At 66.0% G+C, this 26,490-nt stretch carries 30 protein-coding genes; 17 read left to right on the top strand and 13 right to left on the bottom strand.

The window, feature by feature from the left end:
• Positions 1-339: TetR/AcrR family transcriptional regulator (locus K5Q19_RS11665; RefSeq protein WP_292945182.1), on the bottom strand; the 339-nt coding region annotated here is incomplete at its 3' end.
• Positions 340-464: 125 nt separating this feature from the next.
• Between K5Q19_RS11665 and K5Q19_RS11660 the strand changes: the two genes are divergently transcribed.
• Positions 465-2,252, top strand: a complete 1,788-nt coding sequence (locus tag K5Q19_RS11660) for a bifunctional metallophosphatase/5'-nucleotidase (protein WP_292945179.1) — start codon at positions 465-467, stop codon at positions 2,250-2,252.
• A gap of 9 nt (positions 2,253-2,261) precedes the next feature.
• Here K5Q19_RS11660 and K5Q19_RS11655 read toward each other — a convergent pair whose 3' ends face one another.
• Entirely contained in the window at positions 2,262-3,047 is a 786-nt protein-coding gene (locus tag K5Q19_RS11655) for a DUF1295 domain-containing protein (RefSeq protein ID WP_292945177.1), read from the bottom strand.
• Positions 3,040-3,666, bottom strand: a complete 627-nt coding sequence (locus tag K5Q19_RS11650; RefSeq protein ID WP_292945174.1) for a lysophospholipid acyltransferase family protein — start codon at positions 3,664-3,666, stop codon at positions 3,040-3,042. Before K5Q19_RS11650 ends, K5Q19_RS11655 begins: the two co-directional genes overlap by 8 nt.
• A gap of 112 nt (positions 3,667-3,778) precedes the next feature.
• Between K5Q19_RS11650 and K5Q19_RS11645 the strand changes: the two genes are divergently transcribed.
• The 4 genes from K5Q19_RS11645 to K5Q19_RS11630 are packed head-to-tail and all read left to right on the top strand — an operon-like array spanning position 3,779 to position 7,318.
• Positions 3,779-4,255 carry a MarR family transcriptional regulator gene (locus tag K5Q19_RS11645; protein ID WP_292945171.1) on the top strand — a complete coding sequence of 159 codons (477 nt, stop codon included), beginning with the start codon at positions 3,779-3,781 and terminating at the stop codon, positions 4,253-4,255.
• On the top strand, positions 4,248-5,318 hold the full coding sequence (locus K5Q19_RS11640) for an HlyD family secretion protein (RefSeq protein WP_292945168.1): 1,071 nt from the start codon (positions 4,248-4,250) through the stop codon (positions 5,316-5,318). Before K5Q19_RS11645 ends, K5Q19_RS11640 begins: the two co-directional genes overlap by 8 nt.
• A complete protein-coding gene (locus K5Q19_RS11635) occupies positions 5,302-6,855 on the top strand; it encodes a DHA2 family efflux MFS transporter permease subunit (RefSeq protein ID WP_292945165.1) in 1,554 nt (517 codons plus the stop codon). Before K5Q19_RS11640 ends, K5Q19_RS11635 begins: the two co-directional genes overlap by 17 nt.
• A gap of 40 nt (positions 6,856-6,895) precedes the next feature.
• Positions 6,896-7,318, top strand: coding sequence for a DUF983 domain-containing protein (locus K5Q19_RS11630; protein WP_292945162.1), 423 nt, complete (start codon positions 6,896-6,898; stop codon positions 7,316-7,318).
• On the opposite strand, the gene K5Q19_RS11625 is transcribed toward K5Q19_RS11630, so the two are convergent.
• Genes K5Q19_RS11625 through K5Q19_RS11610 form a run of 4 tightly spaced genes read right to left on the bottom strand, consistent with a single transcriptional unit; the run spans position 7,315 to position 10,089 of the window.
• Positions 7,315-7,998 (bottom strand): glutathione S-transferase family protein, encoded by a 684-nt coding sequence (locus tag K5Q19_RS11625; protein ID WP_292945160.1) that lies wholly within the window; start codon positions 7,996-7,998, stop codon positions 7,315-7,317. The genes K5Q19_RS11630 and K5Q19_RS11625 overlap by 4 nt on opposite strands.
• Positions 7,999-8,002: 4 nt before the next feature.
• Positions 8,003-8,662, bottom strand: coding sequence for a CoA transferase subunit B (locus tag K5Q19_RS11620; RefSeq protein WP_292945157.1), 660 nt, complete (start codon positions 8,660-8,662; stop codon positions 8,003-8,005).
• Positions 8,662-9,372 carry a CoA transferase subunit A gene (locus tag K5Q19_RS11615; RefSeq protein WP_292945154.1) on the bottom strand — a complete coding sequence of 237 codons (711 nt, stop codon included), beginning with the start codon at positions 9,370-9,372 and terminating at the stop codon, positions 8,662-8,664. Before K5Q19_RS11615 ends, K5Q19_RS11620 begins: the two co-directional genes overlap by 1 nt.
• A gap of 54 nt (positions 9,373-9,426) precedes the next feature.
• Positions 9,427-10,089, bottom strand: a complete 663-nt coding sequence (locus tag K5Q19_RS11610) for an HAD-IA family hydrolase (RefSeq protein ID WP_292945150.1) — start codon at positions 10,087-10,089, stop codon at positions 9,427-9,429.
• A 151-nt stretch (positions 10,090-10,240) separates the two neighbouring features.
• On the opposite strand from K5Q19_RS11610, the gene K5Q19_RS11605 reads away from it, so the two are divergent.
• The 6 genes from K5Q19_RS11605 to yihA all read left to right on the top strand — a co-directional run bounded on the left by K5Q19_RS11605 (position 10,241) and on the right by yihA (position 14,746).
• Complete coding sequence (locus K5Q19_RS11605) at positions 10,241-11,020, top strand: universal stress protein (protein WP_292945148.1); 780 nt, start codon at positions 10,241-10,243, stop codon at positions 11,018-11,020.
• Positions 11,021-11,449: 429 nt separating this feature from the next.
• A complete protein-coding gene (rpmH, locus tag K5Q19_RS11600; protein ID WP_054123767.1) occupies positions 11,450-11,584 on the top strand; it encodes a 50S ribosomal protein L34 in 135 nt (44 codons plus the stop codon).
• A gap of 26 nt (positions 11,585-11,610) precedes the next feature.
• Positions 11,611-12,009, top strand: a complete 399-nt coding sequence (gene rnpA, locus K5Q19_RS11595) for a ribonuclease P protein component (RefSeq protein WP_292945144.1) — start codon at positions 11,611-11,613, stop codon at positions 12,007-12,009.
• A complete protein-coding gene (gene yidD / locus K5Q19_RS11590; protein WP_292945141.1) occupies positions 12,006-12,218 on the top strand; it encodes a membrane protein insertion efficiency factor YidD in 213 nt (70 codons plus the stop codon). Before rnpA ends, yidD begins: the two co-directional genes overlap by 4 nt.
• Positions 12,219-12,272: 54 nt before the next feature.
• Positions 12,273-14,087 (top strand): membrane protein insertase YidC, encoded by a 1,815-nt coding sequence (gene yidC / locus K5Q19_RS11585; protein WP_292945138.1) that lies wholly within the window; start codon positions 12,273-12,275, stop codon positions 14,085-14,087.
• The gene (gene yihA / locus K5Q19_RS11580; protein ID WP_292945135.1) at positions 14,084-14,746 is read left to right on the top strand and encodes a ribosome biogenesis GTP-binding protein YihA/YsxC; all 663 of its coding nucleotides are present in this window, start codon (positions 14,084-14,086) and stop codon (positions 14,744-14,746) included. Before yidC ends, yihA begins: the two co-directional genes overlap by 4 nt.
• Here the strand turns inward: yihA and K5Q19_RS11575 are convergent.
• Positions 14,743-16,704 (bottom strand): EAL domain-containing protein, encoded by a 1,962-nt coding sequence (locus K5Q19_RS11575; RefSeq protein WP_292945133.1) that lies wholly within the window; start codon positions 16,702-16,704, stop codon positions 14,743-14,745. The two genes, yihA and K5Q19_RS11575, sit on opposite strands and share 4 nt — an antisense overlap.
• A 136-nt stretch (positions 16,705-16,840) precedes the next feature.
• Between K5Q19_RS11575 and K5Q19_RS11570 the strand changes: the two genes are divergently transcribed.
• Positions 16,841-17,509, top strand: coding sequence for a glutathione S-transferase family protein (locus K5Q19_RS11570; RefSeq protein ID WP_292945131.1), 669 nt, complete (start codon positions 16,841-16,843; stop codon positions 17,507-17,509).
• On the opposite strand, the gene K5Q19_RS11565 is transcribed toward K5Q19_RS11570, so the two are convergent.
• The gene (locus K5Q19_RS11565; protein ID WP_292945128.1) at positions 17,506-17,928 is read right to left on the bottom strand and encodes a hypothetical protein; all 423 of its coding nucleotides are present in this window, start codon (positions 17,926-17,928) and stop codon (positions 17,506-17,508) included. The genes K5Q19_RS11570 and K5Q19_RS11565 overlap by 4 nt on opposite strands.
• A 78-nt stretch (positions 17,929-18,006) precedes the next feature.
• Positions 18,007-18,471, bottom strand: a complete 465-nt coding sequence (locus tag K5Q19_RS11560) for a cupin domain-containing protein (RefSeq protein ID WP_292945125.1) — start codon at positions 18,469-18,471, stop codon at positions 18,007-18,009.
• 44 nt (positions 18,472-18,515) lie between these two features.
• Between K5Q19_RS11560 and dapE the strand changes: the two genes are divergently transcribed.
• Positions 18,516-19,658: a succinyl-diaminopimelate desuccinylase gene (gene dapE / locus K5Q19_RS11555; RefSeq protein WP_292945123.1), complete on the top strand. Its 1,143-nt coding sequence runs from the start codon at positions 18,516-18,518 to the stop codon at positions 19,656-19,658.
• On the opposite strand, the gene K5Q19_RS11550 is transcribed toward dapE, so the two are convergent.
• Genes K5Q19_RS11550 through K5Q19_RS11540 form a run of 3 tightly spaced genes read right to left on the bottom strand, consistent with a single transcriptional unit; the run spans position 19,642 to position 22,105 of the window.
• The gene (locus K5Q19_RS11550) at positions 19,642-20,229 is read right to left on the bottom strand and encodes a Smr/MutS family protein (RefSeq protein ID WP_292945122.1); all 588 of its coding nucleotides are present in this window, start codon (positions 20,227-20,229) and stop codon (positions 19,642-19,644) included. The genes dapE and K5Q19_RS11550 overlap by 17 nt on opposite strands.
• Positions 20,226-21,440, bottom strand: a complete 1,215-nt coding sequence (locus K5Q19_RS11545; RefSeq protein ID WP_292945121.1) for an MltA domain-containing protein — start codon at positions 21,438-21,440, stop codon at positions 20,226-20,228. Before K5Q19_RS11545 ends, K5Q19_RS11550 begins: the two co-directional genes overlap by 4 nt.
• Positions 21,441-21,445: 5 nt before the next feature.
• Positions 21,446-22,105, bottom strand: coding sequence for a Tim44/TimA family putative adaptor protein (locus K5Q19_RS11540; RefSeq protein WP_365759341.1), 660 nt, complete (start codon positions 22,103-22,105; stop codon positions 21,446-21,448).
• Between the two features lie 301 nt (positions 22,106-22,406).
• Here K5Q19_RS11540 and secB point away from each other — a divergent pair, with 301 nt between their 5' ends.
• The 4 genes from secB (at position 22,407) to K5Q19_RS11520 (ending at position 26,486) form a co-directional block, all read left to right on the top strand.
• On the top strand, positions 22,407-22,934 hold the full coding sequence (gene secB, locus K5Q19_RS11535) for a protein-export chaperone SecB (protein WP_292945117.1): 528 nt from the start codon (positions 22,407-22,409) through the stop codon (positions 22,932-22,934).
• Between the two features lie 42 nt (positions 22,935-22,976).
• Positions 22,977-24,554, top strand: a complete 1,578-nt coding sequence (gene murJ / locus K5Q19_RS11530) for a murein biosynthesis integral membrane protein MurJ (protein ID WP_292945115.1) — start codon at positions 22,977-22,979, stop codon at positions 24,552-24,554.
• An 8-nt stretch (positions 24,555-24,562) separates the two neighbouring features.
• Positions 24,563-25,582, top strand: coding sequence for a tryptophan--tRNA ligase (gene trpS / locus K5Q19_RS11525; protein ID WP_292945112.1), 1,020 nt, complete (start codon positions 24,563-24,565; stop codon positions 25,580-25,582).
• A gap of 208 nt (positions 25,583-25,790) precedes the next feature.
• The gene (locus K5Q19_RS11520) at positions 25,791-26,486 is read left to right on the top strand and encodes a DUF4136 domain-containing protein (protein WP_292945109.1); all 696 of its coding nucleotides are present in this window, start codon (positions 25,791-25,793) and stop codon (positions 26,484-26,486) included.
• Positions 26,487-26,490 lie beyond the last annotated feature (4 nt).

Below are 26,490 nucleotides of genomic sequence, written 5' to 3'. Positions count from 1 at the left end.
GACGTACATCTCGTGCGCGACCGGATCGGCGCGGTAGGCATCGCGGAGCATGACGAAGCGGCGTGCGAAGAATTCGTACATCTTCCGGCGGGGCGGCAGTTCGCTGGCGACCACTTCTTCCATGATCGCAACCTTGGGGCGGAACCAGTATTCCGCCACGGCTTCCAGCAGCGCCTCCCGGCTTTCGAAATAGCGCAGCACCTGCGCGGGAGAAATGCCTGCGCGGGCGGCCACTTCCTGCATGGTAAGCGCTTGCCCGCCGCGCTCTTCGATGAGCGCACAGGCAAGTACGACCAGTCGTTCCTGACCGGCTTCAATATCGGACTGCGCGCGCGGCATGTTATGATCCTGTCGCCTGAGAGGGCTATAGCGCATTTTAGGCATTGCCGGGCCGGGTTTCAATCTAGGTTCAGGCATTTGATCGAGTCCGGTTTGGTGTTGAGATGGGCAGGGAAGACTATTGCATGACGATGATGGGCAACCCGCGCCGCCACAGAGCCATCGGCGGCGCTCTTGCGCTCACAGCACTGCTCTCGGCCTGCGCCGCGCCGCGCACCGGGATCATCGTCGCGTCGGCACCGCCGCCAGCGGCGCCGGTCGAGATCGCCGTCCTCGCCTTCAACGATTTCCACGGCAATCTCGAACCCCCGCGCCAAAGCGTCGCCGTGCCCGATGGGCAGGGCGGCACTGCACAGGTCCCGGCTGGTGGTGCGGCGTGGCTGGCCAGCGCGCTCGATTCGCTGCGTGCCCGCCATCCCAACTCGCTCACCGTCGCGGCGGGTGATCTCATCAGCGCCTCGCCGCTGGCATCCTCGCTTTTCCTCGACGAACCCTCGATCGAAACGCTGAGCCGCCTCGGGCTCGACTATGCGGCGGTCGGCAATCACGAGTTCGACCGGGGCACACGGGAACTGCTGCGCATGCAGATGGGCGGCTGCGAAAAGCTCACTGTGCGCGAGCCCTGCCAGCTCGAACAATTTGCCGGGGCACGTTTCCGCTATCTGGCCGCCAGCACGCTCACGGCCGGGGGCACGGCACTTTTCCCGGCCAGCGCGATCCGCACTTTCGGCAGCGGCGAGCGCCAGGTGAAAGTCGGGGTGATCGGCCTTACGCTCAGGGGCACGCCGATGCTCGTCAATCCGGCGGGAATCGCCGAGGTGACCTTTGCCGACGAGGCGGACACGATCAATGCCGAGGTGCCCAAGCTGAAAGCCAAGGGCGCGGATGCCGTGGTCGTGCTGATCCACCAGGGCGGCAAGCAGGCGGGTGCTCCCGATCCCAATGGCTGCAACGGCTTTGCCGGCGAGATCCAGCCGATCCTTGCCCGCATGTCACCCGCTGTCGATCTGGTCGTCTCGGGCCACACCCATGCCGACTATATCTGCGAGCTGCCGACCAGTGATCCGGCGCGCAAGGTGTTGCTGACCAGCGCGGGGCTCTATGGCAAGGAACTGACCGAGATCACGCTGACGATCGATCCCGTGCAGCACCGTGTCGTGAGCCGCAGCGCACGCAACCTCATCGTGCAGTCGCAGCCGTTCACTTCGGCCAAGGGGCCGATGGCGCTCTCGTCGCTCGTTCCCGCTTATGCGCCGCGCGCGGATATCGCCGACTATATCAAGCGCTATGTCGATGCGTCAAAGGCTTATGCCACCCGCCCGGTGGGCAAGCTGTCGGGGCCGGCGGACCGGGGCGAGGCACCCGCAGGCAGCACCGGCGGGCCGCTCGCGCATCTGATCGCCGATGCGCAGCTGGCCGCGACGCGCAGCGCCGGTGCCCAGCTCGCCTTCATGAACCCCTACGGCGTCCGCGCTCCGCTGGTTCCGGCGGCAGACGGCACCGTCACGTTCGGCGATATCTATCTCGCCCAGCCCTTCGGCAACGCACTCGTCACCGAAACCCTGACCGGCGCCGAAATCAAGGCCGCGCTCGAACAGGGCTTCGATGCGAACGGTCCTGAGCAGGTCCTCGCGCCCTCGGCAGGGCTCGTCTATCGCTATGATCGCCGCCAACCGGTCGGCAGCCGGATCACGGCGATCACGCTGAACGGCAAACCGCTCGATCCCGCCGCGAGCTACCGTGTGACGCTGAACGGCTTCCTCGCGCTTGGCGGTGATGGCTTCACGGTCTTCAAGTCGGGGCGCGATCAGGTCACCGGACCGACCGATATCGAGGCGTTCGAAGCCCTGTTTCGCAGCAAGGCCGTGGTCGATGTGCCGCGTGAGGCGCGGTCTATTGACGCGGGCGGCTGATGGGCGCGGTTACCGCTTCGGTGGCCAAGGAATGAACCCCGATGTGCGGCGCACATACTCGGCATAGTCGGGACGGCGCTGGACGAGGCCCTTCTCGAGCAGCGGCTTGCCCGACCAGCGGGTGAGGGTGAACGTCAGGAACAGCGGCCCGGCCAGCGAGGCCAGCGCCACGGTGAGGCCCGCCTCGCTTGCGGCGAGCCATATGCCCCACCACACGCAGGCATCACCGAAGTAGTTGGGATGGCGGGTATAGCGCCACAGACCGGTATCGAGGACGCGGCCTTTGTTCGCCGGATCGGCACGGAAGCGAGTCAGCTGCGCATCGCCGATGGTCTCGAACGCGAAGCCGATCAGCCAGAGCGCGCCGCCTGCCATGGCCAGCGCGCCGATGCCCTCGCTTCCGGACGCCAGCACGCCCAGCTGCGCGGGCAGGCAGGTCACATAGAGCAGCACGGCCTGCACCGCGAAGACCTGCGCCGCGGCGCGGCCATACTTGCCGGCCTTGCGCGCCTTGCCCAGCATCCGGGCGTAGCGCACGTCCTCGCCATGCGCGCGCCAGCGGGTGTAAAGGTGCCAGCCGAGCCGCGCCCCCCAGATCAGCGCCATCGCCGCGATCAGGCTGGCGCGCGGGCCTTTCTCCGCCGCCTGCGCCCAGGCTGAAACCGCGAGCACTGCCATCGCCGCGCCCCACACCGCGTCGATGAAGCTCACATCGCCGATCTTCGCCGCCGTGTGCGCCAGCAGCGCCATCAGCACGGCAAGCGCGATGGCATTAACAATCAGACCTTCAAGCATTGAACATCCCTGCAAAGTCCTTGATCCCGCGCTCGGGATGCTTCGGCGTCACGCTCTGGTAGATCTCGGCCACCTGCTGCATGTCGGCCTTGTAGTCTCCGGTCGGCATGATCGCCGGGCCGAGCCCGCCCACTTTGCGGCCATAGTCCATCAGCCCGACCACCATCGGCACCCCGGCGCCCAGCGCGATATGATAGAAGCCGGTGCGCCACTGGTTGACCGCGCTGCGCGTGCCTTCCGGCGCGATGGTCAACGCGAAGCGGTCGCGCCGCGCGAATTCGGCGATCATCGCGTCGACCACGTTGTGCCGCGCCGAACGGTCGATCGAAATGCCGCCCATGTCGCGCATGAAGCCGCCCATCGGCCAGCGGAACAGGCTTTCCTTGGCCATAAAGTGCGCATCGAGCCCCAGTTCGTTCACGAGCCCGAGGAAGTACACGAAATCCCAGTTGGAGGTGTGCGGCGCGGCGATGATCACATAGCGCCCGCCCGGCGGGGGCGCACCGATCGCTTTCCAGCCCTGCAACCGGTAGAATCCCAGCAGCGCGCGTTTGACAAGGCGTGAGGACAGGCTCGCTCTCCCGCCGCCCGGGCCCGTTCCAAGCACCCCTTCGCCCATTCATCCATCCCCTTTACCTCATGGTTTAGCGGGCAGAATTTGGCTTGTCGAAGGGAACAAAGGGGAGGGCCTGCCCTTTTAGACAAGTTTGACTATTATAAGCATAGCTATTATGTGCGTAGCTATGCAGAACAATATCGCTTTCCTGACCTCGGACGTGAGCCGCCTGCTGCGCAAGCGCTTCGACGTGGTCAGCCGCCGCTTCGGCGTCACCGGCCCGCAGTGGCGCATGCTCGCCGCGCTGCGCCGCACCCCCGGCGTGAATCAGGGCGCGCTAGCGCAGTGGCTGGAAGTGGAGGCGATCACGGCCGGGCGCATGATCGACCGGTTGGAGAAATCCGGCATGGTCGAGCGCCGTGCCGATCCCAACGATCGCCGCGCCTGGCGCCTGTTCCTGACCGATGCTGCCACGCCGCTGCTCGATGAGCTGTTCGTTTGCGCCACCGATGTGTTCGAGGAAGCGCAGCAGGGCTTCACGCCCGATGAAAGCGCGCTTCTGCTTGCCCTGCTCGAGCGCGTGCGCGCCAATCTGCTCGAGGAAACCCCGCCGGAACGGGTGATCAAGGAAGGAGCGCTCGCCCATGGCTGAGGCCGATCCCTTCAAGCCCGTCGAAGTCGAAGCCAACGCCAAGGAGCGCGGCAAGGCCGTGCGCAACAAGCGGCTGCGGCTGGTTGCCATGCTGGTGGTCCCCGCGCTGATCGTGGGCGGCGCGCTGGTGTGGTGGTTCGGCAGCCCCGGTGAGGTCTCGACCGACAACGCCTATGTGAAGCAGGACATCGTCTCGATCGCGGGCGAGGTGAACGGCCTCGTCGTCGCCGTGAACGTGCGCGAAAACCAGCAGGTCAAGGCGGGCGACGTGCTCTTCCGGATCGATCCCACCAGCTACGAAGTCGCGATCCGCCAGGCCGATGCGCAGATTGCCAGCGCGCAGGCCAATATCACCGCGCTTTCCGCCGATGTTGGCGCCAATGCCGCCAATATCGCCGGCGCGCGTGACGATCTCGCCCTCGCCGAAGCACAATATGCGCGCGAGAAGGCGCTGCTCGATCGCGGCTTCAACACCCGCGCTCGCATGGACGAGGCGCAGCACGCTGTCGCCGCCGCGCGTGACAGGCTCGCCTCGGTCGCCGCCGAAGTGCAAAAGGCGCGCGCCCAGCTCGCCACCGGTGCGCAGGTGCCCGGGCAGAACCCGCAAGTCGCCGCCGCGCAGGCCACCCGTGCCAAGGCCGCGCTCGATCTCACCCGCACGGTCGTCCGCGCGCCGGTCTCGGGCCGCGTCACGCAGGTGACCCGCCTGCAGATCGGCCAGATGGTCTTCACCGGCGTGCCGATGCTCTCCATCGTGCGCGAGGGCGGGGCCCGCGTCGAGGCGAACTTCAAGGAAACCGATCTTGCCCATATGCGCCCCGGCCAGCCCGCAGAGGTCAAGCTCGATGCCTACCCCGGCCTCAAGCTCAAGGGCCATGTCGACAGCATCGGCGCGGGTACGGGCTCGGAGTTCTCGGTCCTCCCGGCGCAGAATGCCACTGGCAACTGGGTCAAGGTCACCCAGCGTGTGCCGGTGCGCATCGCCATCGATTCGTCCAGCGGTGACCGTCCGCTGATCGCCGGCCTGAGTGCGAACGTGACGGTCCATGTCGGCGACAAGTAGCGCCCAGCCGCCTGCCTGGCAGGTGAAGCACCGCCCGCTGCTGTTCACTGCGGTGATGGCGGCGATGGTCATGCAGGTGCTCGACACCACGATTGCCAACGTCGCGCTGCCGCATATGGAAGCCTCGCTTTCGGCAACGCAGGAAACGATCAGCTGGGTGCTGACAAGCTATGTGCTCGCCTCTGCCGTGGTGCTGCCATTGGGCGGCTGGCTGGTCGACCGATTCGGCATCCGCGTCGTCTTCACATTCTCGGTTGTGGCCTTCACCGGGGCCTCGATTCTGTGCGGCCTTGCGCAGAACCTCGGGCAGATGGTGGCATTCCGCGTGGTTCAGGGGATTGGCGGCGCGTTCCTTTCGCCCTTCGCGCAGACGGTGATGCTCAATGCGAGTACCACCGAGGAGCGCCCGAAGATGATGGCGCTGTTCACGCAAGGCGTCATGCTCGGGCCCATCGCCGGGCCGCTGCTCGGAGGCTACATCACCGAAAGCTATTCTTGGCGTTGGGTGTTCTTCATCAACGTGCCCATCGGGATCGCGTCCGGCCTCGTGCTCTGGTGGCTCTTGCCACGCCAGACTGCGATTCGGCGTCCGATTGATCTCACCGGTTGGCTGCTCGTCGCGCTCGCGCTCGCCTCGTTCCAGCTGATGCTCGATCGCGGCCCCTCGCAGGACTGGTTCGGCAGCGCCGAAGTGGTGACTTACGCCGTGATCTGGGCCTGCAGCGCGTGGATGGCGGTTGTCCATCTCGTCACTGCCGACAAGCCGCTGTTCCCGGGGCGCATGTTTGCAGATGCCAATTTCGTTGCCAGCCTGATCTTCATGTTCCTGATCGGCTGCGTGATGATGGCGGTGCTGGCACTGCTGCCGGGGCTTCTGCAGGGCATCTATGGCTACCCGGCGGTCGATGCCGGCTGGCTGCTCGCGCCGCGCGGGATCGGCCTGCTCGTCACGATCACGCTGCTCGGGCGTTGGATCACGAAGATGGACCCGCGCATCGCGCTCGCGATCGGTATGGGGCTTTCGGGCTGGTCGCTCTGGCTGATGTCGGGCTGGTCGCCAGACATGCCGATGGAGCCGATCTTCGTCACCGGCCTGATCCAGGGCGTGGGCATCAGCTTCACGATCATGCCGATCAATCTGATCGCCTTCGCCACCCTGCCGCCCGATCTGCGCACCGATGCCGCCGGGCTCAACAACCTGATGCGCTCGATCGGCGCCTCGATCGGCATCGCGGTGTGCACCTTCATGCTCGCACGCAACATCCAGGTGAACCACGCCGAGATGGGCGCACAGATCACACGCATGAGCGTGCCGTTCGATCTGGACCGCATCACGGCCTTTGGCGGCGTGTCTGAAGCCGGGATGCGGGTGGTCGATGGCATGGTCAACAAGCAGGCGGCGATGATCGGCTACCTCAACGACTTCTACATGATGGGCCTGCTCTGCTGGGCCTCGATCCCGGTGCTGTTCTTCGTGAAGGGCGGCAAGCCAGCGATGGGCGGAGCGCCGATGCAGGCCGCAGCGGCTGATCACTAAGCGATTGCGGGAGCCGGCCGCGAGGTCTAACGGCGATCTCATGGCGCTGATTTCCAACCCGAAGCTTGCGTGGATCCTGCGCTGCGGCTGGCAGGGCAAATGCCCGCGCTGCGGCGAGGGGCATATGTTCGCGGGCTGGCTCAAGCTGGCCAAGACCTGCGACAGCTGCGGCCTTGATTTCAGCTACGCGCAGACGGACGATGGCCCGGCCTTCTTCGCGCTGTGCCTGACCGCGCTGCCGCTGGTCTTCGTGGTGGTCTACGTGCAGGTGAAATTCGATCCGCCGTGGTGGGTCCATGCGCTAACCTCGGTGCCGGTTCTTGTTGTTGGCTGCGTCGCCTCGATGCGCCCGTTCAAGGGCTGGCTCGCCGCGTCCCAATATGTGAACCACGCGATGGAAGCGGGCACCGAAGGTCTCTGGGCAGAGCTGAACGCGCGCCAAAAGGCGGACGATCAGGCCTAAGCCTTGCGATAGTCCGCCGTAATCGCGCCGCAGGAGAGCAGGTCTTCCTCGTGGCCCACTTCCCGCCACGTTTCCTCCAGCGCCGCCGCTTCCCATGCCTGCATGGCAGGATGCGCGATTACGTGGTCGACCCAGGCCTGTCCCTTACCTACGTCGAGCCCGTACGTCCGGATGCGGTACGCGACCGGTGCATAGAACGCGTCGAGCACGGTGAAGGCCTCGCCGGCCAGCCACGGCCCGCCGAAGCGCGCAAGGCCCTCCTCGAAAATCTCGCGCACACGCGCCACATCGCGCAGCAGCGCCTCGCGCATCGGGCGGGGCTGCACGCGCACGCCGACGTTCATCGTGCAATCGTTGCGCAGCGCCGAAAAGCCGCCGTGCATTTCAGTTGTGGCACACTGCGCAAAGGCGCGGGCGGCGGGATCGGTGGGCCACACACCCTCGTGCCGATCCGAGAGATACAGCACGATGCCCAGCGAATCCCACACCGTCGTCTCGCCATCGAGCAGCACCGGCACCTGCCCGGTGGGCGAAAAGGCGCGGAACTCGTCGTAGTTCGAAGGCTTGGTGAAGGGCTCCAGCCGGTCCTCGAAGGGAATGCCCAGCGCCTTCATCAAGAGCCACGGCCGCAGCGACCAGCTCGAATAGTTCCGGTTCGCGGTGATGAGGGTATAGGCCACGAGGCTAGTCTACGTAGTGCGCGGTGGTCTTGGCGCGGACGTCATCGGCACTCACGCCCGGCGCCAGTTCGATCAGCTTGAACGGCGAGGCATGATCGGGCCGCGCAAACACGGCAAGATCGGTGATCACCATGTCGACTACGCCCTTGCCGGTCAGCGGCAGGGTGCAGGCGGGGATGAACTTGGGGCTGCCGTCCTTGGCGCAGTGCTCCATCACCACGATGATCTTCTTGACGCCCGCGACGAGGTCCATCGCGCCGCCCATGCCCTTGATCATCTTGCCGGGCACCATCCAGTTGGCGATGTCGCCGTTCTCGGCAACTTCCATCGCGCCGAGCACGGTGAGGTCGATATGCCCGCCGCGGATCATCGCAAAGCTCTGCGCGCTGTCGAAATAGGCCGAGTGCGGCAGTTCGCTGATCGTCTGCTTGCCGGCGTTGATAAGGTCGGGATCGACTTCGTTCTCGAGCGGGAAGGGCCCGATGCCGAGCATGCCGTTCTCGCTCTGCAGCGTCACCGTCATTCCCTCGGGGATATGGTTCGCCACCAAGGTCGGGATGCCGATGCCAAGGTTCACATAGTAGCCGTCCTGCAGTTCGCGCGCGGCGCGGGCGGCCATCTGGTCGCGAGTCCAGCCCGCGGTCATTCCATCATGCTTGGTCATCAGCCGACATCCGTGCTGCGAGTGGTGCGGAATTCGATCTTCTTGTCATAGGGCGAACCCACGATCAGTCGCTGGACGTAGACGCCCGGCAGGTGGATCGCATCGGGATCGAGGCTTCCGGTGGGGACGATTTCCTCCACCTCGACGACGCAGACCTTGCCGCAGGTGGCGGCCGGCACGTTGAAGTTGCGCGCGGTCTTGCGGAACACGACGTTGCCCGTCTCGTCCGCCTTCCACGCCTTCACCAGCGCCAGATCGGCGAAGATGCCCTGCTCGAGAATGTATTCCTGCCCGCCGAAGATCTTGGATTCCTTGCCCTCGGCCACCAGGGTGCCGACGCCGGTCCTGGTGTAGAAGCCCGGAATGCCCGCGCCGCCGGCGCGCATGCGTTCGGCGAGCGTGCCCTGCGGGCAGAATTCCACTTCCAGCTCGCCCGAAAGGTACTGGCGCTCGAATTCCTTGTTCTCGCCCACATAGGAGGCGATCATCTTCTTCACCTGCCGCGTGCGCAGCAGCATGCCGATGCCTTCGTTGTCGATCCCGGCGTTGTTGCTGGCAAAGGTCAGGTCCTTCACCCCCGAATCGCGCACCGCATTCAGGAGACGCTCGGGAATCCCGCAAAGGCCGAAGCCCCCGCAGGCGATCAGGAGACCATCGCGCAGCAGCCCGTCAAGGGCGCTGGCGGCATCGGGATAAAGCTTCTTGGCCACGCGAATCCGGCTCCTGTGCTGTGCAGAGCCTATCTAGCGCCAAGGGCCAGCTTGTCACCCCAGCGGCAGTCCGAGCAGGACCGAAAGATCAGCCAGCGCCTGCTCGCCGCTTGTCACCTTGATCGCGTGCATCCCCAGCTTTGCCGCGGGTTTGCAGTTCACCCCAAGGTCGTCGAGGTAGATGCAGGCGGCGGGTTCGAGCCCCAGTTTCTCGCACATCATAAGATATATGCGCGGATCGGGTTTGCGCACCCCGGCCTTGCTGCTCTCGATCACGTGCTCGAAGCGCGCGAAGATCAGTTCCAGTGCATCGCTGCGGTCCTCGCTGCGGGCGAGACCGGCGCCGCCGTGCCCGGCGGGCACGTTGTTGGTAATGCAGGCGATGCGATAACCGGCTGCCTTGAGCTGATCGAGCGCGATGACCATCGCCGGGCGAACCGCCCCTGCCAGTACGGCGAGCACTTCGCTTCCGGCCAGTTCATGGCCCTGCGCGCGGGCTTCTGCGGCAAACAGCGCGTCGAATTCCGCGGTGCCGATCTCGGCCCGTTCGAACTTCGCCCAGGCGTTATCGTCGGGATTGGTCGCGTTGACGCGGCGCACGAAGTCCTGCGGCAATCCGCGCTCGGCTTCCAGCCGGTTGAAGGCCTCGAACGGCGACGAGGTGATCACCCCGCCGAAATCGAAGATCACTGCCGCAAATGCCTGTTCCGTCACCATGTCCGCTCCCAGCCTTGTCGTGATGGCGGCATAGCGGTCGGCGCGGCGTGTGCAAGGCCGGCAAGCGGGTTGGCGATTTGACGTGGATCATTGGGCATTGGTCCGGAACGGGTCTATCCCGGTTCCAGCAACCACACCCAAGGAGGAACCCATGCGTTCGATTCTCTGCCCAGCGGACAATGCCGATACGCTCGACGACCGGGTTGAAACCGCGCTCGCGCTGGCGCGGGCCATGCGCGGCCATGTCTCGTTCCAGATCGCCACGCCGTTTGCCCAGATGGCGCTGTGGGAACCCTTCGGCGGCGCGGCGATGTCGGCCGAGGTGATCAATGAAGTGCGCGCGGCCGACGAACAGCTCGCCACCGATCTCGACAAGCGGCTCGCCAACGAGGACGTGCCCTTCGATGTCGTGCTGACCGATCAGGGCCGCGTCGAAGGCGTGGCGGCGGCGGCACGTTTCACCGATTGCATTGTCGCCAGCCTCGATGATCCGGCGCTGGAGGAAGTGGCGCTGGGCTCGCGCTGCCCGGTGCTCGCCTTGCCGCGCGGGGTGCCGCTGGTGGTGTTCGACAAGCCGGTGCTTCTGGCGTGGGACGGCGGACACGAAGCCGCCGCCGCGATGCGCGCGGCGCTGCCGCTGCTCGCCTTGTCCAGCGCGGTCCACATCCTCATGGTGCGCGAGAAGGAAGACAGCTTCCCCGCGCGCGATGCGGCCTGCTACCTCTCGCGTCACGATATCCATGCCGAAGTGCATGAAGTGGCGAAGCACGGGGCGATCGGCACGATGATTGCCGACAAGGCGCATGAACTTGGTGCGGGGCTCATCGTGATGGGACTGTTCGGCAAGAGCCGGCTGCGCGAATTGCTGCTCGGCGGGGTCTCGCGCGCGCTGCTCGATACGTCGATGGTGCCGCTGCTGCTGGCGCATTGAGGCCCGTTACCTTCCCCTTGGGGCATGTTGCGACGCAGCGAGAGCGCTATCCGATTTTGGCATCGGCGCGATGCCAAGGAGTCATAGTGCTGTAATGACGATGGAAATCGGCGGCCTCCGGGCGATTGTTGTGAGGGGATTGCAAAAAGTGCAACCATTATGGTCCATTTCGCACTTGCGAAGAAAGTGGGATAGTTGCATATGAAAGCTGCCTTTCAGGCATCCTCTCCCAAAACTTTCAGGCCCGGTTGGCAACGACCGGGCCTTTTTTCTGTCAGCGTTATCAATGCGGCGGGAGAGCGGAGAAGTCCGGAAAGCCGCCGCAGTGCTTGACTGCGAGGGCATCGCAGCGTATCGGCGCGCTCCTGATTCCGGGCCGCGTTTCGCGCAGGCTGCGGTCAAACCGATTCGAACGAAAAGAGCAAACCGATGAAGCGCACTTTCCAGCCCAGCAACCTCGTGCGTGCCCGCCGCCACGGCTTCCGCGCCCGCATGGCCACTGTCGGTGGCCGCAAGGTGCTCCGCGCCCGCCGCGCCCGCGGCCGCAAGAAGCTCTCGGCCTGATCGCCGAGGGCCCGGCTGCCCCTGCGATGGGGGGCAAGCTGGAAACCATTGCGAAGCGCGTCGATTTCCTCGCCGCGAACAACGGAATCCGGGTCGCAAGGCCCGGTTTCGTGCTTTTGGTGAACCCGCTGGCGCGCCCGGATGGCCTGCTGCGCTTCGGAGTCACCGTCACCAAGCGCATCGGCAACGCAGTCGCCCGCAACCGCATGAAGCGCCGCCTGCGCGCGCTCGCGCGGGAAGTGCTGCCCGCGCAAGGAATCGCCGGCGCAGACCACGTGCTGATCGGGCGCGAGAACGGGATTGAGCGCGATTTTGCGCTGCTGCGCCAGGAACTCGAAGCCGCGCTTTCCCGCGTGGCGGCGGGCAAGGGCGATCCGCCCCGCAGGCCCGGCAGCAAGGGCAAGCCGAAAGGACGGGGCAAGTGATCCGACGTCTGCTGATCGCACTGGTCCGCCTCTGGCAAATCGGCCCTTCGGCGGTCCTCCCGCCCTCGTGCCGCTACAGCCCTTCGTGTTCGCAATATGCGATCGAGGCGCTCGGCAAACACGGTGCGATTAAGGGTGGTTGGCTGACGGTGAAGCGGCTATTGCGCTGCCATCCTTGGGGTGGCCACGGCTATGATCCTGTTCCCTAGGGCCGGTGCCGTGACAGCATATCCGGCAGACACGACTTTTCGACGCGAGGCAGAGTGGAAAATCAGCGCAACGTAATCCTGGCGATGGTGCTCATGGCCATCATGCTGGTCGGCTGGGATCTTGGCATGCGGTACTATTACCCGCAGCCTGCCAAGCCTGTCGCGGGTGCCCCTGCCGCCGCTGGTGCAGCCGCACCCGGTGCTCCCGCGCCCGCGCTCAAGCCGACCCGTGAAGGCGGCCTGCAGGCGCCGGGTGACGTCGCGCTGGAAAAGCAGGATCTGGCCCAGGCGCTTGCCGCCGGTCACCGCATTCCCGTCGATGCACCCGGGCTCAAGGGTTCGATCAACCTCCTCGGCGGCCTCGTCGATGATCTGACGCTTGTCCGCCACCGCGAAACGCTCGACAAGAACAGCGCGCCGGTGCGCCTGTTCTCGCCCGCCGGCACGCCTGCGCAGCACTATGCGCAAGTCGGCTGGATCGGCCAGAACGGCGTCGCCGCGCCCGGACCCGATACGTTGTGGCAGGCCGAAGGCGCAAAGCTGACGCCCGCCACGCCCGTCACGCTGAAATGGACCAACCCCACCGGACAGACTTTCGCGATCCGCTATGCGATCGATTCCGATTACATGATCACCGTCACGCAGTCGGTCAGCAACGCTGGCGGAGCGCCCGTTGCGGTCAAGCCCTTTGCCCTCGTCAACCGCACCGACCGCACCGCCAGCCTCGATACTTGGAACGTCCACTCGGGCCCGATCGCGGCGTTCGATGGCGCGGTGACGTTCGACAACAACTATTCCGACGTGAAGACCGCCGGCACCGTCAGCCCTGCAGGTTCGGCCAACTGGATCGGCTTTACCGATATCTACTGGCTCTCGGCGCTGATCCCCGACACCGCGAACGGCGCTGCCCAGCCCAAGGGCGATTTCCGCAACGTTGGCGGCGATATCTTCCGGGCCGATCTGATCTACCCTGTCGCGACCATCGCCCCGGGGCAGACCGCCGCGCAGACGGTGCGCCTCTTCGCCGGTGCCAAGGAAAACAACGTCCTTGAAGCCTACGAGAAGCAGGGGGCCACCAACCTCTCGCTCTCGATCGACTGGGGCTGGTTCCGTTGGTTCGAGAAGCCGATCTTCTGGCTGCTCGATGCGCTGTTCCGCGCGGTGCACAACTTCGGCCTTGCGATCATCCTGCTCACCGTGATCGTGCGCGGCATCATGTTCCCGGTCGCGCAGCGCCAGTTCGCCTCGATGGCGGCGATGCGCGCGATCCAGCCCAAGCTCAAGGTCATCCAGGAACGCTTCAAGGACGACAAGCAGAAGCAGCAGCAGGAAATCATGGCGCTCTACAAGGCGGAAGGCGTCAATCCGCTCGCCGGCTGCCTGCCGATCTTCCTGCAGATCCCGGTGTTCTTCGCGCTCTACAAGGTGCTCGTGCTCACCATCGAGATGCGCCACCAGCCCTTCTACTTGTGGATCAAGGATCTCTCGGCGCCCGATCCGCTGCACGTGCTCAACCTGTTCGGCCTGCTGCCGTTCACCCCGCCCGCCTTCCTCGCTATCGGCGTGCTGGCGATTCTGCTCGGCATCACGATGTGGGCGCAGTTCAAGCTGCAGCCCGCGGCGATGGACCCGGCGCAGCAGCAGGTCATGGCGCTGATGCCGTGGATGATGATGTTCGTGATGGCCCCCTTCGCGGCGGGCCTGCTGATCTACTGGATCACCTCGAACCTGCTCACCATCGCGCAGCAGAAGTACCTCTACAGCAAGCATCCCCAGCTGAAGGCGCAGGCGGACAAGGACCAGCTTGATATCGACCGCGTCGCCGCGCGCGAGCAGAAGACCACTCCGCGCAAGCCGAAGACGCGATGACCGGATTGACCGAAGCGGAAGCCGCGGCGCGCGCCGCGTTTGAGGAGCGCGCGCGGCGTCTGTTTGCCGGGCCCATCACGTTCCTCAAGTCCGCGCCCGCGCTGAAGTTCCTGCCTGATCCTGCCGTGCCCGAGATCGCATTCTCGGGCCGCTCGAATGTTGGCAAGTCCTCGCTGCTCAACGCGCTCACCGGGCGCAATTCGCTGGCGCGCACTTCGGTCACGCCGGGGCGCACGCAGGAACTCAATTTCTTCGATGTGGGCGAGCCGATCCAGATGCGGCTGGTCGATATGCCAGGATACGGCTTCGCCAAGGCGCCGCCCAGCGTCACCGAGCAGTGGAAGCGGCTCGTGCGCGATTTCCTGCGCGGCCGCGTCGTGCTCAAGCGCACGCTGCTGCTCGTTGATGCGCGCCACGGCATCAAGCCGGTCGACGAGGACATGATGCGGATGCTCGACGAGGCGGCTGTCGGTTACCGCGTCGTCCTCACCAAGGCGGACAAGATCAATGCCAGCGAACTCGCCGCCACTGTCGCGGCAACCGAGGCCGCCGCGCGCAAGCGGACGGCCGCGTTCCCGCAGATCCATGTCACCTCGTCCGAACTCAAGATGGGCATCCCCGAACTGCGCGCCGCGATCCTCGAGGACGCTGCGATCTAGGCCGCGCGCGAGGCCTGCCGCTCCAGCAGCAGATCAAGCGCCACCGGCCGCTCGATGAAATAGCCCTGAGCATAGTGGAAGCCGGCCAGCGTCGCTTCCATCAGCTGCATTTCGGTCTCGATCCCCTCGAACACGCATTCCAGCCGCAGCGAGCGCGTGAGATCGAAGATCGCGCGCACCAGTCGCCGGCCTTCGCCATCGTCGAGCCGCACCGCGAAGCTGCGGTCGATCTTGATGATATCGATCGGCAGCATGTGCAGCGTGCTGAGGCTCGAATAGCCCGTCCCGAAATCGTCGAGTGCAATCTTGGCCCCACAGGCGCGCAGCTGTTCGAGCGCGGAGCGCGCTGCGCCGAAATCGCCGATCAGCGAAGTCTCGGTAATCTCGAACACCAGCCGCTCTGCATCGATCCCGCTCCGCGCGATCCGCTCGATCAGCGCGGCCACCGTGCCCGGATCGGCAATATCGGTTGGCGCAAGATTGAACGAAAGGCGCTGCTCGTGCGGCAGACGGGTGAAGTCTGCCAGCACCCGCTCGAACGCAGCAAGCGTGACCGTGCGCGCCATGCCAAGCCGCTCGGCGGTGGCAAACAGCTGCTCGGCCGGCACCGCGCCGATGGCCGGCGATTCCCAGCGTGCCAGCGCTTCCACCCCGACCATCGCCAACGAACGCGTGCGCACGATCGGCTGATAGACCATCGCCAGCTCGCGCTTCAGATCCGCGCTCTGCAAGGCCGCTTCCAGCGCCTGCTCGGAGCGGATCATCCGCTCCAGATCGCACGAAAAACGCACGATTCCGCCGCGCCGCGCCCTCTTCGCGTGATAAAGCGCAAAGTCCGCGCGGTCGAACAGGTCGTGCGCCGAAGTGCCCGCTTCCGGCCACGCTGCAAGGCCCACCGAGCAACCGACCGAGACCACAATGTCGCCCAGCGGCACCGGTTCCTGCACCCGCTCGCACAGCCAGGTGCCCATGGTTTCGGCTGCTTCCATCGAGTCTTCGATGATGATCCCGAACTCGTCGCCGCCAAGCCTTGCGATCACCGCATCGGGCCCTGTCGCGCTGCGCAGCCTCTCGCCGATCACCTGCAGCAGCCGGTCACCCTGCGCGTGGCCGTGGACATCGTTGATCGGCTTGAACCGGTCGAGATCGATCACCCCGATCGCAAAGGGCGGCGCGGGCTCTCCGCGCGCCAGCAGCGCATCGAGCCGGGCGAAGAAGTAGCGGCGATTGGGCAAGCCGGTCAGCGGATCGGAGTGCGCGAGGCGCGCGTTTTCCTCTGCCAGGCGCTGGGCCTGAACCCGCTCGCGATGCAGCGCGGCCTGCGAATCCTCAAGCGCCGTGAACGACCCGTAGGAATCGCGCAGCACCTTGAGCACCACCACGCTCACCATCAGGATATTCACCGCCATCGATGCCATCGTCACCGTCCCGCGGGCTAGACAGTAGGTGAGGAATATGCCCAGCACGACAAGGCAGACGAGGTGCGCTGCGCGGGGCAGATAGCTCAGGCAGAAGATGCAGCCCATCACGGTGATCGCCACGAACACGGTAACGTGGCCATGTTCATCGCCATGGCCGAACTGGTCTAGCGCCAGCGCCCATGTCACGAAGAGCAGCGAGAGCGCCGCCGCCATGATCTCGGTGCGCCGCAGCAGGCTCAGCGCAAGCTCCTTGCTGATCGCATTCTCATCGATCGGGCGCATCCATTGCAGCACCCGGATGATGCACGCGATGATCAGCCCGCCCGGCAGCCACAGCGTCAGCGATGGCGGCGCGATGCCCTCATGCGTGTAGGCCAGCGCCGCCGCGTTCATTGTGAGGATGAGGTACATTGGCGGCAGCTGCTTGCGCAGGCGCAGGAACTGCACGACGGGCAAGGGGCGTTGGCCGGAACCCCGCTCGGGAGATCCGTCTGCCGCCACAAAGGGCGGAGCAGCCACGTCAGCCTTCGATGCCATGCGGCTGTATCGCGCGAACCCCCTTGTCGCCCGGTTGCGCCGCCTATCCGCGCGACACCGGCAGGCTTGTACCCAAAAAACTAACCTTGCCCGCCGCCTCGACAGCGCAGCACGGAAGGGTTAGGCCTGCCCGCGCATGAAACTCGTCATCGGCAATCGTTCCTATTCCAGCTGGTCCTTGCGTGGTTGGCTCGCGGCTCGCCAATCCGGCCTTGCGTTCGAAACGCAGGTGATCCCGCTCTATGGCGATGGCTGGGATGAGGCCAAGGGTGCGATTCCCGAGCTTGCCCCTGCGGCCGGCAAAGTGCCGGTGCTGTGGGACGGCGAAAGCGTGGTGTGGGACAGCCTCGCGATCCTTGAATATCTGGCCGATAAAGTGGGGCGCGATCGCTATTGGCCCAAGGCCGATGATGCCCGCGCCATGGCCCGCGCGATGGTGGCGGAAATGCATTCGGGTTTCGCCGCGCTGCGCAGCGAGCTGCCGATGAACTTGCGCATCGATCCCTTTGAAAAGCCGCTGAGCGGTGCCGTGCGCGCCGATGCCACCCGCATCCTCACCCTCTGGGCCCAGGCGCGTGCCCGCTTCGGCAAGGGCGGCCCGTTTCTCTTTGGCACCTTTGGTGCGGCAGACATCTTCTTTGCGCCGGTTGTCGTTCGCTTCCGCCAGTATGGCGTGCCCGTGCCCGGCTTTGCCGCCGCCTATATGGACGCGATCTGGGAGCACGAATGGCTCGAAGCCTGGCGTGCTGCTGCCGCTCAGGAGCTTTGGACTATCCCCAAGTTCGATGTAGCGGCCGAAATCTAATCCTTCGCCGGACGCCACAGCGGCCCGACCGCCGTCAGCAGCACGATCACGTTGATTGCCGCATTGGCGGCATTGCCCGATGCGATCGAGCCCGCGCTATCGAGGCAGAACCATGCGAGCAGGCCCGTCACCACCGTCCGCCGCACTGCTTCGGGCGCGGCATCGTGGACCCATTGCGCAAGACACCAGATCGTCACGCCCCAGCCCAGCAGGAAGCCGCCGGTCAGCGCGGAGAGAAACCGCGTGTCGGGCGCGGCGTAGGTCACGCTGCCGTCCACCGGCCAGCTCAGCAGATCAAGCGTGAAGCGCGCGGGCTCGGCCGTGGCCAGCATCGTGCCGAGGAAAAACACCGGCCCGAACGAGCCCACGATCACCGCGGCCACTTTCAGCCAGAGCTTGTGAAACGCGCGTGATTGCATGTCGGCAGGCCTCCGCTACCCGGATGTGATCTCACATCACATGCCATCTGCGCGCTCGGCAATTACGTCGCAGATCATTCAAGGCGTTCGCGCCGAGCCGTAGGGCGTGCCGTCCTTGTGAAAGTAGCCGTCCGCGTTGAACTGCATGTCGATGTCCGAGTAGATTCCGCCCCCGGTCCGATCCCCTGCGCTGGCGACGATGAACACACAATCTGCATTCGATAGATTGCGCAGATGGTGGCCGTTCGCTTCTCCGGCCGGAAAGCTGGCACAGTCTCCCGCGCGCAGAATGTGGGTGCCATGGTCATCGAAAAGATGCGCTTCGCCGGATAACATCACGACGAACTCGTCCTCGCTGGCATGCCAATGCCGATGGGATGACCACGCCCCGGGTCTCAGCACGACATGGCTTACCGAGAGGTGCCCGAACCCGCTGGCCTGCCCGAGCCGCCTGTACCACCGTCCTTCGACTTCTGCGTCAAAGGGCGCAGGATATCCGGTCCGGTTGGTCTCGGGGATTGCGGCGAGATCAAGTTTGGGCATTTCGGGTCCTTCCTTCACGCCAGGCACTCGTCTATCGCGGGACCATGCCGCCTGCCAATGATGTCCTTGCCCGCACCGCCGCGCTGATCGAGGCGCCCAGCATCACGCCCGCCACCGGCGCGGTGTTCGATTGTCTCGAAGCCATGCTCGCCCCCATGGGCTTTGCGGTGCACCGCTTTCTTGCGGGCGAGCCGCCTGAAGGTCCGGTCGAAAATCTCTTCGCGATCCGGCAGGGCCCGGCGGGTTCGCGCCACTTTGCCTTTGCCGGCCACCTCGATGTCGTCCCTCCGGGCGAGGGCTGGTCGAGCGGGCCGTTCACCGCAGACTTGCGCGAAGTGCCCGGCGGCCGGATGCTCTATGGGCGCGGCGCGGTCGACATGAAGGGCGCGATTGCCGCGATGGTCTGCGCTGTCGAGCAGATTCCCGCCGAGGCCGGCACGATCAGCTTCATTATCACCGGCGACGAGGAAGGCCCCGCCAAGCACGGCACCGTCCCGCTCATCGCCCACATGCGCGAAGTCGGCGCGATCCCCGATTTCTGCCTTGTGGGTGAGCCGACATCGGTCCACCGGCTGGGCGATATGGTGAAGATCGGCCGCCGCGGTTCGGTCAACGTCTGGCTCACCGCCAAGGGGGCGCAGGGCCATGTCGCCTATCCGCATCTGGCGGACAACCCGATCCCGCGCCTCGTCGCCCTGCTGGCCGAGCTCGACGCGCTGGTGCTCGATGAAGGAAGCGACTGGTTCCAACCTTCCAACCTCGAGATCACCGATCTCGAGGTCGGCAACCGCGCCACCAACGTGATCCCGGCGGAGGCCCGCGCGCGGCTTTCGATCCGCTACAACGATCACCACACCGGGCAAGCACTGGTCGACCGTGTGACGGAAATCGCCGCGAAGCACCGCACCGAAGTCCGCGCCACGCTCCATGGCGAGGCGTTCATCACGCTACCGGGTGCGCAATCGGCGCTGGTTTCGGCGGCAGTCGAGGCGGAGACGGGGCTGGTGCCCGAACTTTCGACCACCGGCGGCACCTCCGACGCCCGCTTCCTGCGCGCGCTGTGTCCGGTGATCGAGTTCGGCCTCACCAACGCAACGATGCACAAGACCGACGAGGCGGTGGCGGTGGAGGACCTCGAAGTCCTCGTACGCATTTACCGGCGGATCGCCGTCAGCGCGCTTTCCTGAGCACGATATAGACCGCGCCGTCGCCGCCATGGCGCGGCTGCGCTGGGCGGACCGAGGCGATGCGCCCGGCATGGGGGCTTGCGGCCAGCCAGTCGAGCAGCTTGGCGCGGATGGCGCCGCGCTTTTCGCCGCGCAGATCGTTTTCCGGCACCGGCCGGTGTTTGCCCGCGATCAGCAGAATCACCCGCGCGCCCATCGCCAGCGCCTGCGCGATTCCGCCATTGAGCCTCTCATGCGCCATGGCGAGGGTCAGGCCGTGCAGGTCGATGGTCACATCAGGCTGGAGCGGCCCGCGCGTCAACTTGCGGTCCCAGCTGGAATCGAGCCCGCCCGCGGTCAGCGGACGCACCGGCGTTGCCACCGGAGCGGGTTCGGGGCGGGGCGGCGGGACGCGACCCTTCACGCGCTTTGGTGGAGGCGAGGGCGTCTCGACAGGCCCATCCCCGGCCCCTTCCGCAGGCGGGAGGGGAGCAGGTGCTGCCTTCTTCGGATGGAGCGGTGTGACGGTGGCCGCCACCTTCCGCCACAGCGCGGCTTCGTCCGGGCTCAGCCCGCGTGGCGGCGCTCTCACATTCCGCCCGATCCGGGGCCGTTCAGGCGGGCGAGCGTGCCCTTGGGCAGCAGTATCAGCGCCTGCCCCTGCGCGCGCATCCCGCCGGCGATCGTGCGCGCCTCGGCGCCCGCGCCCCAGAAGCTGTCGAACCGGTTGGGCCCCTTGATTGCGCCGCCGGTATCCTGCGCCACCCAGAGTCCGCTGATGCCGCCCGCGCCGTTCAGCCAGACAGGTGCGCCGAGCGGCACGAAGGCCGGGTCTGCCGCCAGCGTCGTGCGCGGCATGATCGGCACGTTCAGCGCGCCCACCGTGTCCGGCCCGGTGCGCTCGCGGAAGAACACATAGCTCTGGTTCTGCCGCATCAGCGCTGCGCCTTCTGCGGGATGCTCGCGGATATAGCGCAGGATGCCCTGCATCGATCCGGGATACTGGCCCGGCCCGGTGCCGATCAGCCCCTGCGCGCGCATCACGCTGCCGATTCCGGTATAGGGAAAACCGTTCTGCCCCGCGAAGCCGAGCCGCATGACGGTGCCATCGGGCGCGCGCAGACGGCCCGAGCCTTGCACTTGCAGGAAGAACAGTTCCGCCCGGTCTGCAACCCAACCGATTTCCAGCCCCCGTCCCGCCAAGGCGCCGTTCTCGATGGCGGTGCGGTCGAAATAGGGCACGAAGCGCCCGGTCTCGTCATAGCGGCCGAGCGGCTGGCTGCCGTCAGGCTGCGCCGGCGCATCGCCCGGCCGGGCGCGGACGAGATCGGGGGGCAGGGCATAGACCGGAATGTCGAAGCCCGGCTGGCGCACACGCACCCCGGCGATCTCCGGCTCGTAGTAGCCCGTTACCAGCGCTTCGCCGCGCGCCACGGTCGCCGTTTCGAAGTAGCGGGTGAAGAAGCCCCGCGCGTCCTCGGGGGGCCAGCCTGCTGCGGCGGCGCAGGCCGGGGCCCAGTCTTCAGGCCGGGTCAGGCCGCTTGTATCGGTGCGCTTGGTGAGGCGCGGGCAACTTGTGGCAAACGCGGCCAGCGCTGCGCGCGCATTGCTGTCGGTAAAGCCAAGCCCGGCCGGTGTAGGCCCAAGGCGCGTGCCGACCAGCGCGGCATTCGGCGCTCTGGGCGGAACTGGCGGAACCGGCGCGCCCTGCGGGATCAGCGGAATGCAGCCGGAGAGGAGCGCGGGCGCGAGAATGGCAAGCCAGGCCAGCTTGCCGGCCCGTCCTGCCCCCCGGAACGCCACGAAAATCAGCCCTCGTCGGTCTCGTCGACCATCCAGTCCGGATCGCGCGAGGTGAGATCGCGCGAGAAAGTCCAGACGTCGCGGGTCTCGATCGCATCATCCAGCGAACCCGCCACGACCGCGCCGTTCGCATCACGCGTGACCGAGGCCACATCGGCGACGAAGCTGACGGTGATGCGTGCCCGCGGCGCAGCGTAGCTCGCATTGACAATGCGCGCTTCCTCGATGCGGATCAGCTTGGCGGTGATTGCCTCGCCCGCGGCGCTGCGGGCGTCGATCGCTTCGGCAAAGCCGGCATAGACGTCGCTGTCGCACAGCTGAGAAAGTTCTTCCTTGTCGCCGCGCCAGAAGGCTTCGAGCACCATGCTGTAGGCACCGCGCGCACCGGCGAGGAACTGGCCGACATCGAAGCGGCGTTCCGCTGCGACAATCGCCCGGATGCCGGCTTCGGCGCGGGAATCAAGCTGGCTGTCCTGCGGCAGCGGCAGCGTGCGCGGCGCGCCGGTGCTCTTTTCCGGCAGACGCGGCGTCAGGTTGCGCGGCGCGCTGGCCGGATCGGGCTGCTCCACGCGGCGGCGCAGCGGCTCGTCGTTCTGCTCGGGCCGGCGGCCCAGAACGGCATAGAGTCGCAGGCCCAGGAATGCTGCGATCATCGCGAGAATCACAATTTCAACAATCACAAGGCCACATCCTGCTTGATCAGGGCGGTGGCCGGGCCTGCGGGTCCCGGTCGCCGCCAACACTTCATCGTGCCCTATGTGGTTACGAAATACAAATGAACAACGCGTGGACGGCACCCCGAATAGCTTCCTGAGGCGGTTTTTTGCCTGCCTCTAGGGGCACGTTGTCGCAACCGGCGCTCCGCGCTCCGCCGCGCAAGTGCGATTGCCCCGCTCTCCGGCAGATGCTAGGCGGCGCGCCAACCTGTTTCGCACCGTTCCATTCCATTCGCATGAAAGTACGATCATGGCCGAAGAAGGCGATATCATCACCCCGCTCGATCTCGATGCGTCCAGCCCGGCTCCCAATGGCGAGGACACCAGCCCCGCGATCGGCCTGATCTCCCAGTATATCAAGGATCTCTCGGTCGAGAATCCGAACGCGCCGGAAAGCTATCAGTGGACTGATGCCCCTGAAGTCTCGATCGATTTCAACATCGGCGCGCGGCCGCTCGGCCCCGATGTGCATGAGATCGAAATGAAGATCACCGGCACCTCGAAGACGGCGCAGGGCACGATGTATGTCGTGGAACTGCTCTACGGCGCGCTGATCGGCATGCGCAACGTGACCGAAGAGCAGGCCCACCCGTTCCTTTTCGCCGAAGGCCCGCGCCTCGTGTTCCCCTTCGCCCGACGCATCATCGCCGATGCCGTGCGCGATGCGGGCTACCCGCCGCTGCTGCTCGAACCGATCGATTTCAACGGTCTCTACCTGCAGCAGTTGCAAGCCCGCCAGGCCGAGGAACTGGCCGCCGGCACCGCCGGTCAGGCCTGATCCGGCCGGTTTCATGGCCCTTCCAGCCATGAAGCAGCAGCCATGAACCTCCTCAAGGCAACCGGTACGATCGGCGGGCTCACGCTTGCCAGCCGCGTGCTGGGCCTCGTTCGCGACAGCCTGTTCGCCCGCTATGTGGGCGCAGGCTTCGCGTCCGACGCGTTCCTTGTCGCCTTCCGCCTGCCCAACATGTTTCGCGCCCTCTTTGCCGAGGGCGCCTTCGCTTCGGCCTTCATCCCGATGTTCAACCGGAAGGTGGGTGATCCGGAAGGGCAGGGCCTGCCCGATGGTCTGGACTTTGCCGAGCGGGCGCTGGCCGTGCTGCTGCCGGTGCTGATCGTGATGACCGCGCTGCTCGAAATCTTTGCCTGGCCGGTCACGTTCGTGCTCTCGGGCCAGTTCAACGGGGTCAGCCCCGATCAGTTCGCCTTCGCTGTCGCGCTGTCGCGCATGACGATCCCCTATCTCATGCTGATCAGCCTCGTCTCGTTGTGCGGAGGCATCCTGAATTCGCTGCACAAGTTCTGGGTCAATGCGGCGGCGCCGATCCTGCTCAACCTCACGCTGATCGCCGCGCTCCTGCTGTTCCACTCGGCTGATCCGATGATCACCGCGCGCAATCAGGCCATCGGTGTTTCGGTTTCGGGCGCGTTCCAGCTGATCTGGCTGGTCTGGGCCTGTCGCCGCGCCGGGGTGAGCCTCAAGCTGCGCCTGCCGCGCCTCGATGCCGATGTGAAGCGGCTGATGGCGCTGATCTGGCCAGCCGCCGCCGGGGCCGGTGCGGTGCAGATCAACCTCGTCATTTCCACCGCGCTGGCCGCCTCGCTCCTCGCGCATGGTTCGGTGACCTACATCTACATGGCGGACCGGCTCAACCAGCTGCCGCTTGGCCTCATCGGTATCGGGCTTGGCACCGTGCTGCTCCCCACGATCTCGCGCCAGCTTGGCGGCGGGGACGAGGCGGGCGCGATGGAAACGCAGAACCGCGGGCTCGAACTCGCGCTGCTGCTCACGCTCCCCGCCACCGTCGCGCTGGTGCTGTGCGGTGAGCCGATTGCCGCGGCGCTGTTCGGCTATGGCCGCTTCACGCCGGATGACGCGCATTTCACAGCGCAGGCGCTCGCCGCCTTCTCGATCGGCCTGCCCAGCTACATCCTCGTGAAAGTGCTGACGCCGGGCTACTATGCGCGGCAGGATACGGTCACCCCGGTGCGCTACGCCACGATCTCGATGGGCGTGAACCTCGCGCTCAATCTGTTGCTGATCGTGCCGCTGCAGCACATGGGACCGCCGCTCGCCACCGCGATTGCCTCCACTGTCAACGTGGTGATGCTCTACCGCACCCTCGTGGCGCGCGGGCAGTTCACCACCGATGCGCGCCTCCGCCGCCGTGTGCCGCGCCTCGCCCTCGCCGCGCTCGCGATGGGCGCGGTGCTCTGGGCGGGGCAGGGCCTGCTGATGCCCTATGTCCACGGTACGTGGTTCGTGCGCTTCCTCACGCTTACCGTGCTGGTTTCGGCGGGCGGCCTCGTCTATGGGCTCAGCGCCATCGTGCTCGGCGCGTTTTCCAAGGCCGATCTGCAACTTCTCCTGCGCCGCAAGCGCGCCCCATCAGAGTGACTCAACCCATGCGTATCGTCTCGGGCATCCAGCCCACCGGCAATCTCCACCTCGGCAACTATCTGGGCGCGATCCGGAACTGGGTGGCGATGCAGGACGAATGGACCGCGAAGGGCGGCGAGTGCCTCTATTTCCTCGCCGATCTTCACGCGATCTCGATGCCGCACGATCCCGCCGCGCTCACGGCGGGCACGCGCGAGATGGTCGCCGCGCTGGTTGCTTGCGGGATCGATCCCAAGCGCTCGATCGTGTTCAACCAGACGCAAGTCCCCGCCCATGCCGAGCTGCAATGGCTGCTCACCGGCACCGCGCGGATGGGCTGGCTCAACCGGATGACGCAGTGGAAGGACAAGGCGGGCAAGAACCGTGAAGGCGCCAGCGTTGCCCTGTTCACCTATCCGGTTCTGCAGGCCGCCGACGTGCTGCTCTATCAGGCGACTCACGTTCCGGTGGGCGAGGACCAGAAGCAGCACCTCGAGCTTGCCCGCGATATCGCGCAGAAGTTCAACAACGATTTCGCTGCGGAGGCCGATCCGATCTTCACGCTGCCCGAGCCGATCATCCCGCCCGAAGCCGCGCGGATCATGAGCCTGCGCGATGGATCGGCAAAGATGTCGAAGTCCGATCCTTCGGACATGAGCCGCATCAACCTGACCGACGATGCCGATGCGATCATGCAGAAGGTGCGCAAGGCCAGGACCGATCCCGAGCCGCTGCCGGGCGAGATGGACGGCCTCAAGGAGCGGCCCGAGGCGGCCAACCTTGTCGGCATCTATGCCGCGATGGCGGGGATCAGCCAGGCCGAAGTGCTGGCGCAGTTCGGCGGGCAGGGCTTCGGCGCGTTCAAGCCCGCGCTCGGCGAACTGCTGGTCGAGAAGCTGGCGCCGATCACCGCGCGCTACCGCGATCTGCGCAGCGATACCGCCGCGCTCGATGCGATCCTCGCAGACGGTGCGGCGAGGGCCAGGGCGCTCGCCGCACCGACGCTGACGCGCGCCTATGCGGCGCTTGGGCTCCTGCGCGGTTAAGACACATTGCTGTGTTTGTACTGTGCTGCCACGGTGTAACAAATTGCATCAAATTGACCCTTTGGTGCTGGAATCGCCCGGAATTGCTTGGTTTTTGCCCTGCTGTTAAACCAGCATTCAGCACCTGACGCGTACCCGTTTTGCATGCTACCAATGCGGCGGTGCCGGCTAACAGGGGAGCTGGTTCCGCATCAAGGAGTCGCCCGAAATGAACCTTAATCCGATGCGCAATCGCTTCGCCATGCTGGCAGCGCCCCTGCTGCTCGCGCTCAGTGCCTGTGCCACGCCTTTCAACGCCAATGTTTCCCGCTTCCAGGCCGAGTTGCCGGCACCCGCGGGCCAGACTTTCGCGGTCGTCCCGCAGGACCCGCGCAACGCGGGTGGCCTTGAGTTCGCGCAATATGCCGGGATCGTCGCCGCGCAGTTGCAGAAGGTCGGCTATGTGCCAGCCGCCAGCGCGCAGACCGCCGATCTCGTCGTCCAGTTCGACTATGGTGTCGATCGCGGCCGGGACCGTCTGCGCAACAATGGCTTCGCCGATCCCTTCTGGGGTCCGGGCTGGGGCCCTGGCTGGGGTGGCCGCTGGGGTGGCGCCTGGGGTCCGGGCTGGGGTGGCTGGGGCGGCTGGGGCCCGGGTTGGGGTCCCGGTTGGGGCGGCGCCTGGGGTGGCGGCTGGGGCGGCGGCGTCGATGTCGTCACCGTTTTCACCAGCGGGATCGACATGAAGATCGATCGCCGTGCCGATGGCAAGCGCCTGTTCGAGGGCAAGGCCGAAGCCTCGTCGAGCTCGAACCGCCTGCCTTATCTCGTGCCCAAGCTGGTCGAGGCCATGTTCACCAATTTCCCGGGCAGCAACGGGGAAACGGTGCGTATCTCGATCGCGCCTGAAAAGAAGAAGAGCTGAACCC

Source organism: Novosphingobium sp., assembly GCF_019748365.1.
Taxonomy (GTDB): domain Bacteria; phylum Pseudomonadota; class Alphaproteobacteria; order Sphingomonadales; family Sphingomonadaceae; genus Novosphingobium.
This window is presented reverse-complemented; position numbering and strand designations above follow the sequence as displayed.

Excerpts from the sequence above, each read along its gene's own strand:
- K5Q19_RS11660 (WP_292945179.1), top strand. The coding sequence starts at position 465 with ATGACGATGATGGGCAACCCGCGCCGCCACAGAGCCATCGGCGGCGCT.
- K5Q19_RS11655 (WP_292945177.1), bottom strand. The coding sequence starts at position 3,047 with ATGCTTGAAGGTCTGATTGTTAATGCCATCGCGCTTGCCGTGCTGATG.
- K5Q19_RS11650 (WP_292945174.1), bottom strand. The coding sequence starts at position 3,666 with ATGGGCGAAGGGGTGCTTGGAACGGGCCCGGGCGGCGGGAGAGCGAGC.
- K5Q19_RS11645 (WP_292945171.1), top strand. The coding sequence starts at position 3,779 with ATGTGCGTAGCTATGCAGAACAATATCGCTTTCCTGACCTCGGACGTG.
- K5Q19_RS11640 (WP_292945168.1), top strand. The coding sequence starts at position 4,248 with ATGGCTGAGGCCGATCCCTTCAAGCCCGTCGAAGTCGAAGCCAACGCC.
- K5Q19_RS11635 (WP_292945165.1), top strand. The coding sequence starts at position 5,302 with ATGTCGGCGACAAGTAGCGCCCAGCCGCCTGCCTGGCAGGTGAAGCAC.
- K5Q19_RS11630 (WP_292945162.1), top strand. The coding sequence starts at position 6,896 with ATGGCGCTGATTTCCAACCCGAAGCTTGCGTGGATCCTGCGCTGCGGC.
- K5Q19_RS11620 (WP_292945157.1), bottom strand. The coding sequence starts at position 8,662 with ATGACCAAGCATGATGGAATGACCGCGGGCTGGACTCGCGACCAGATG.
- K5Q19_RS11610 (WP_292945150.1), bottom strand. The coding sequence starts at position 10,089 with ATGGTGACGGAACAGGCATTTGCGGCAGTGATCTTCGATTTCGGCGGG.
- K5Q19_RS11605 (WP_292945148.1), top strand. The coding sequence starts at position 10,241 with ATGCGTTCGATTCTCTGCCCAGCGGACAATGCCGATACGCTCGACGAC.
- rpmH (WP_054123767.1), top strand. The coding sequence starts at position 11,450 with ATGAAGCGCACTTTCCAGCCCAGCAACCTCGTGCGTGCCCGCCGCCAC.
- rnpA (WP_292945144.1), top strand. The coding sequence starts at position 11,611 with ATGGGGGGCAAGCTGGAAACCATTGCGAAGCGCGTCGATTTCCTCGCC.
- yihA (WP_292945135.1), top strand. The coding sequence starts at position 14,084 with ATGACCGGATTGACCGAAGCGGAAGCCGCGGCGCGCGCCGCGTTTGAG.
- K5Q19_RS11575 (WP_292945133.1), bottom strand. The coding sequence starts at position 16,704 with ATGGCATCGAAGGCTGACGTGGCTGCTCCGCCCTTTGTGGCGGCAGAC.
- K5Q19_RS11570 (WP_292945131.1), top strand. The coding sequence starts at position 16,841 with ATGAAACTCGTCATCGGCAATCGTTCCTATTCCAGCTGGTCCTTGCGT.
- K5Q19_RS11565 (WP_292945128.1), bottom strand. The coding sequence starts at position 17,928 with ATGCAATCACGCGCGTTTCACAAGCTCTGGCTGAAAGTGGCCGCGGTG.
- K5Q19_RS11560 (WP_292945125.1), bottom strand. The coding sequence starts at position 18,471 with ATGCCCAAACTTGATCTCGCCGCAATCCCCGAGACCAACCGGACCGGA.
- dapE (WP_292945123.1), top strand. The coding sequence starts at position 18,516 with ATGCCGCCTGCCAATGATGTCCTTGCCCGCACCGCCGCGCTGATCGAG.
- secB (WP_292945117.1), top strand. The coding sequence starts at position 22,407 with ATGGCCGAAGAAGGCGATATCATCACCCCGCTCGATCTCGATGCGTCC.
- murJ (WP_292945115.1), top strand. The coding sequence starts at position 22,977 with ATGAACCTCCTCAAGGCAACCGGTACGATCGGCGGGCTCACGCTTGCC.
- trpS (WP_292945112.1), top strand. The coding sequence starts at position 24,563 with ATGCGTATCGTCTCGGGCATCCAGCCCACCGGCAATCTCCACCTCGGC.
- K5Q19_RS11520 (WP_292945109.1), top strand. The coding sequence starts at position 25,791 with ATGAACCTTAATCCGATGCGCAATCGCTTCGCCATGCTGGCAGCGCCC.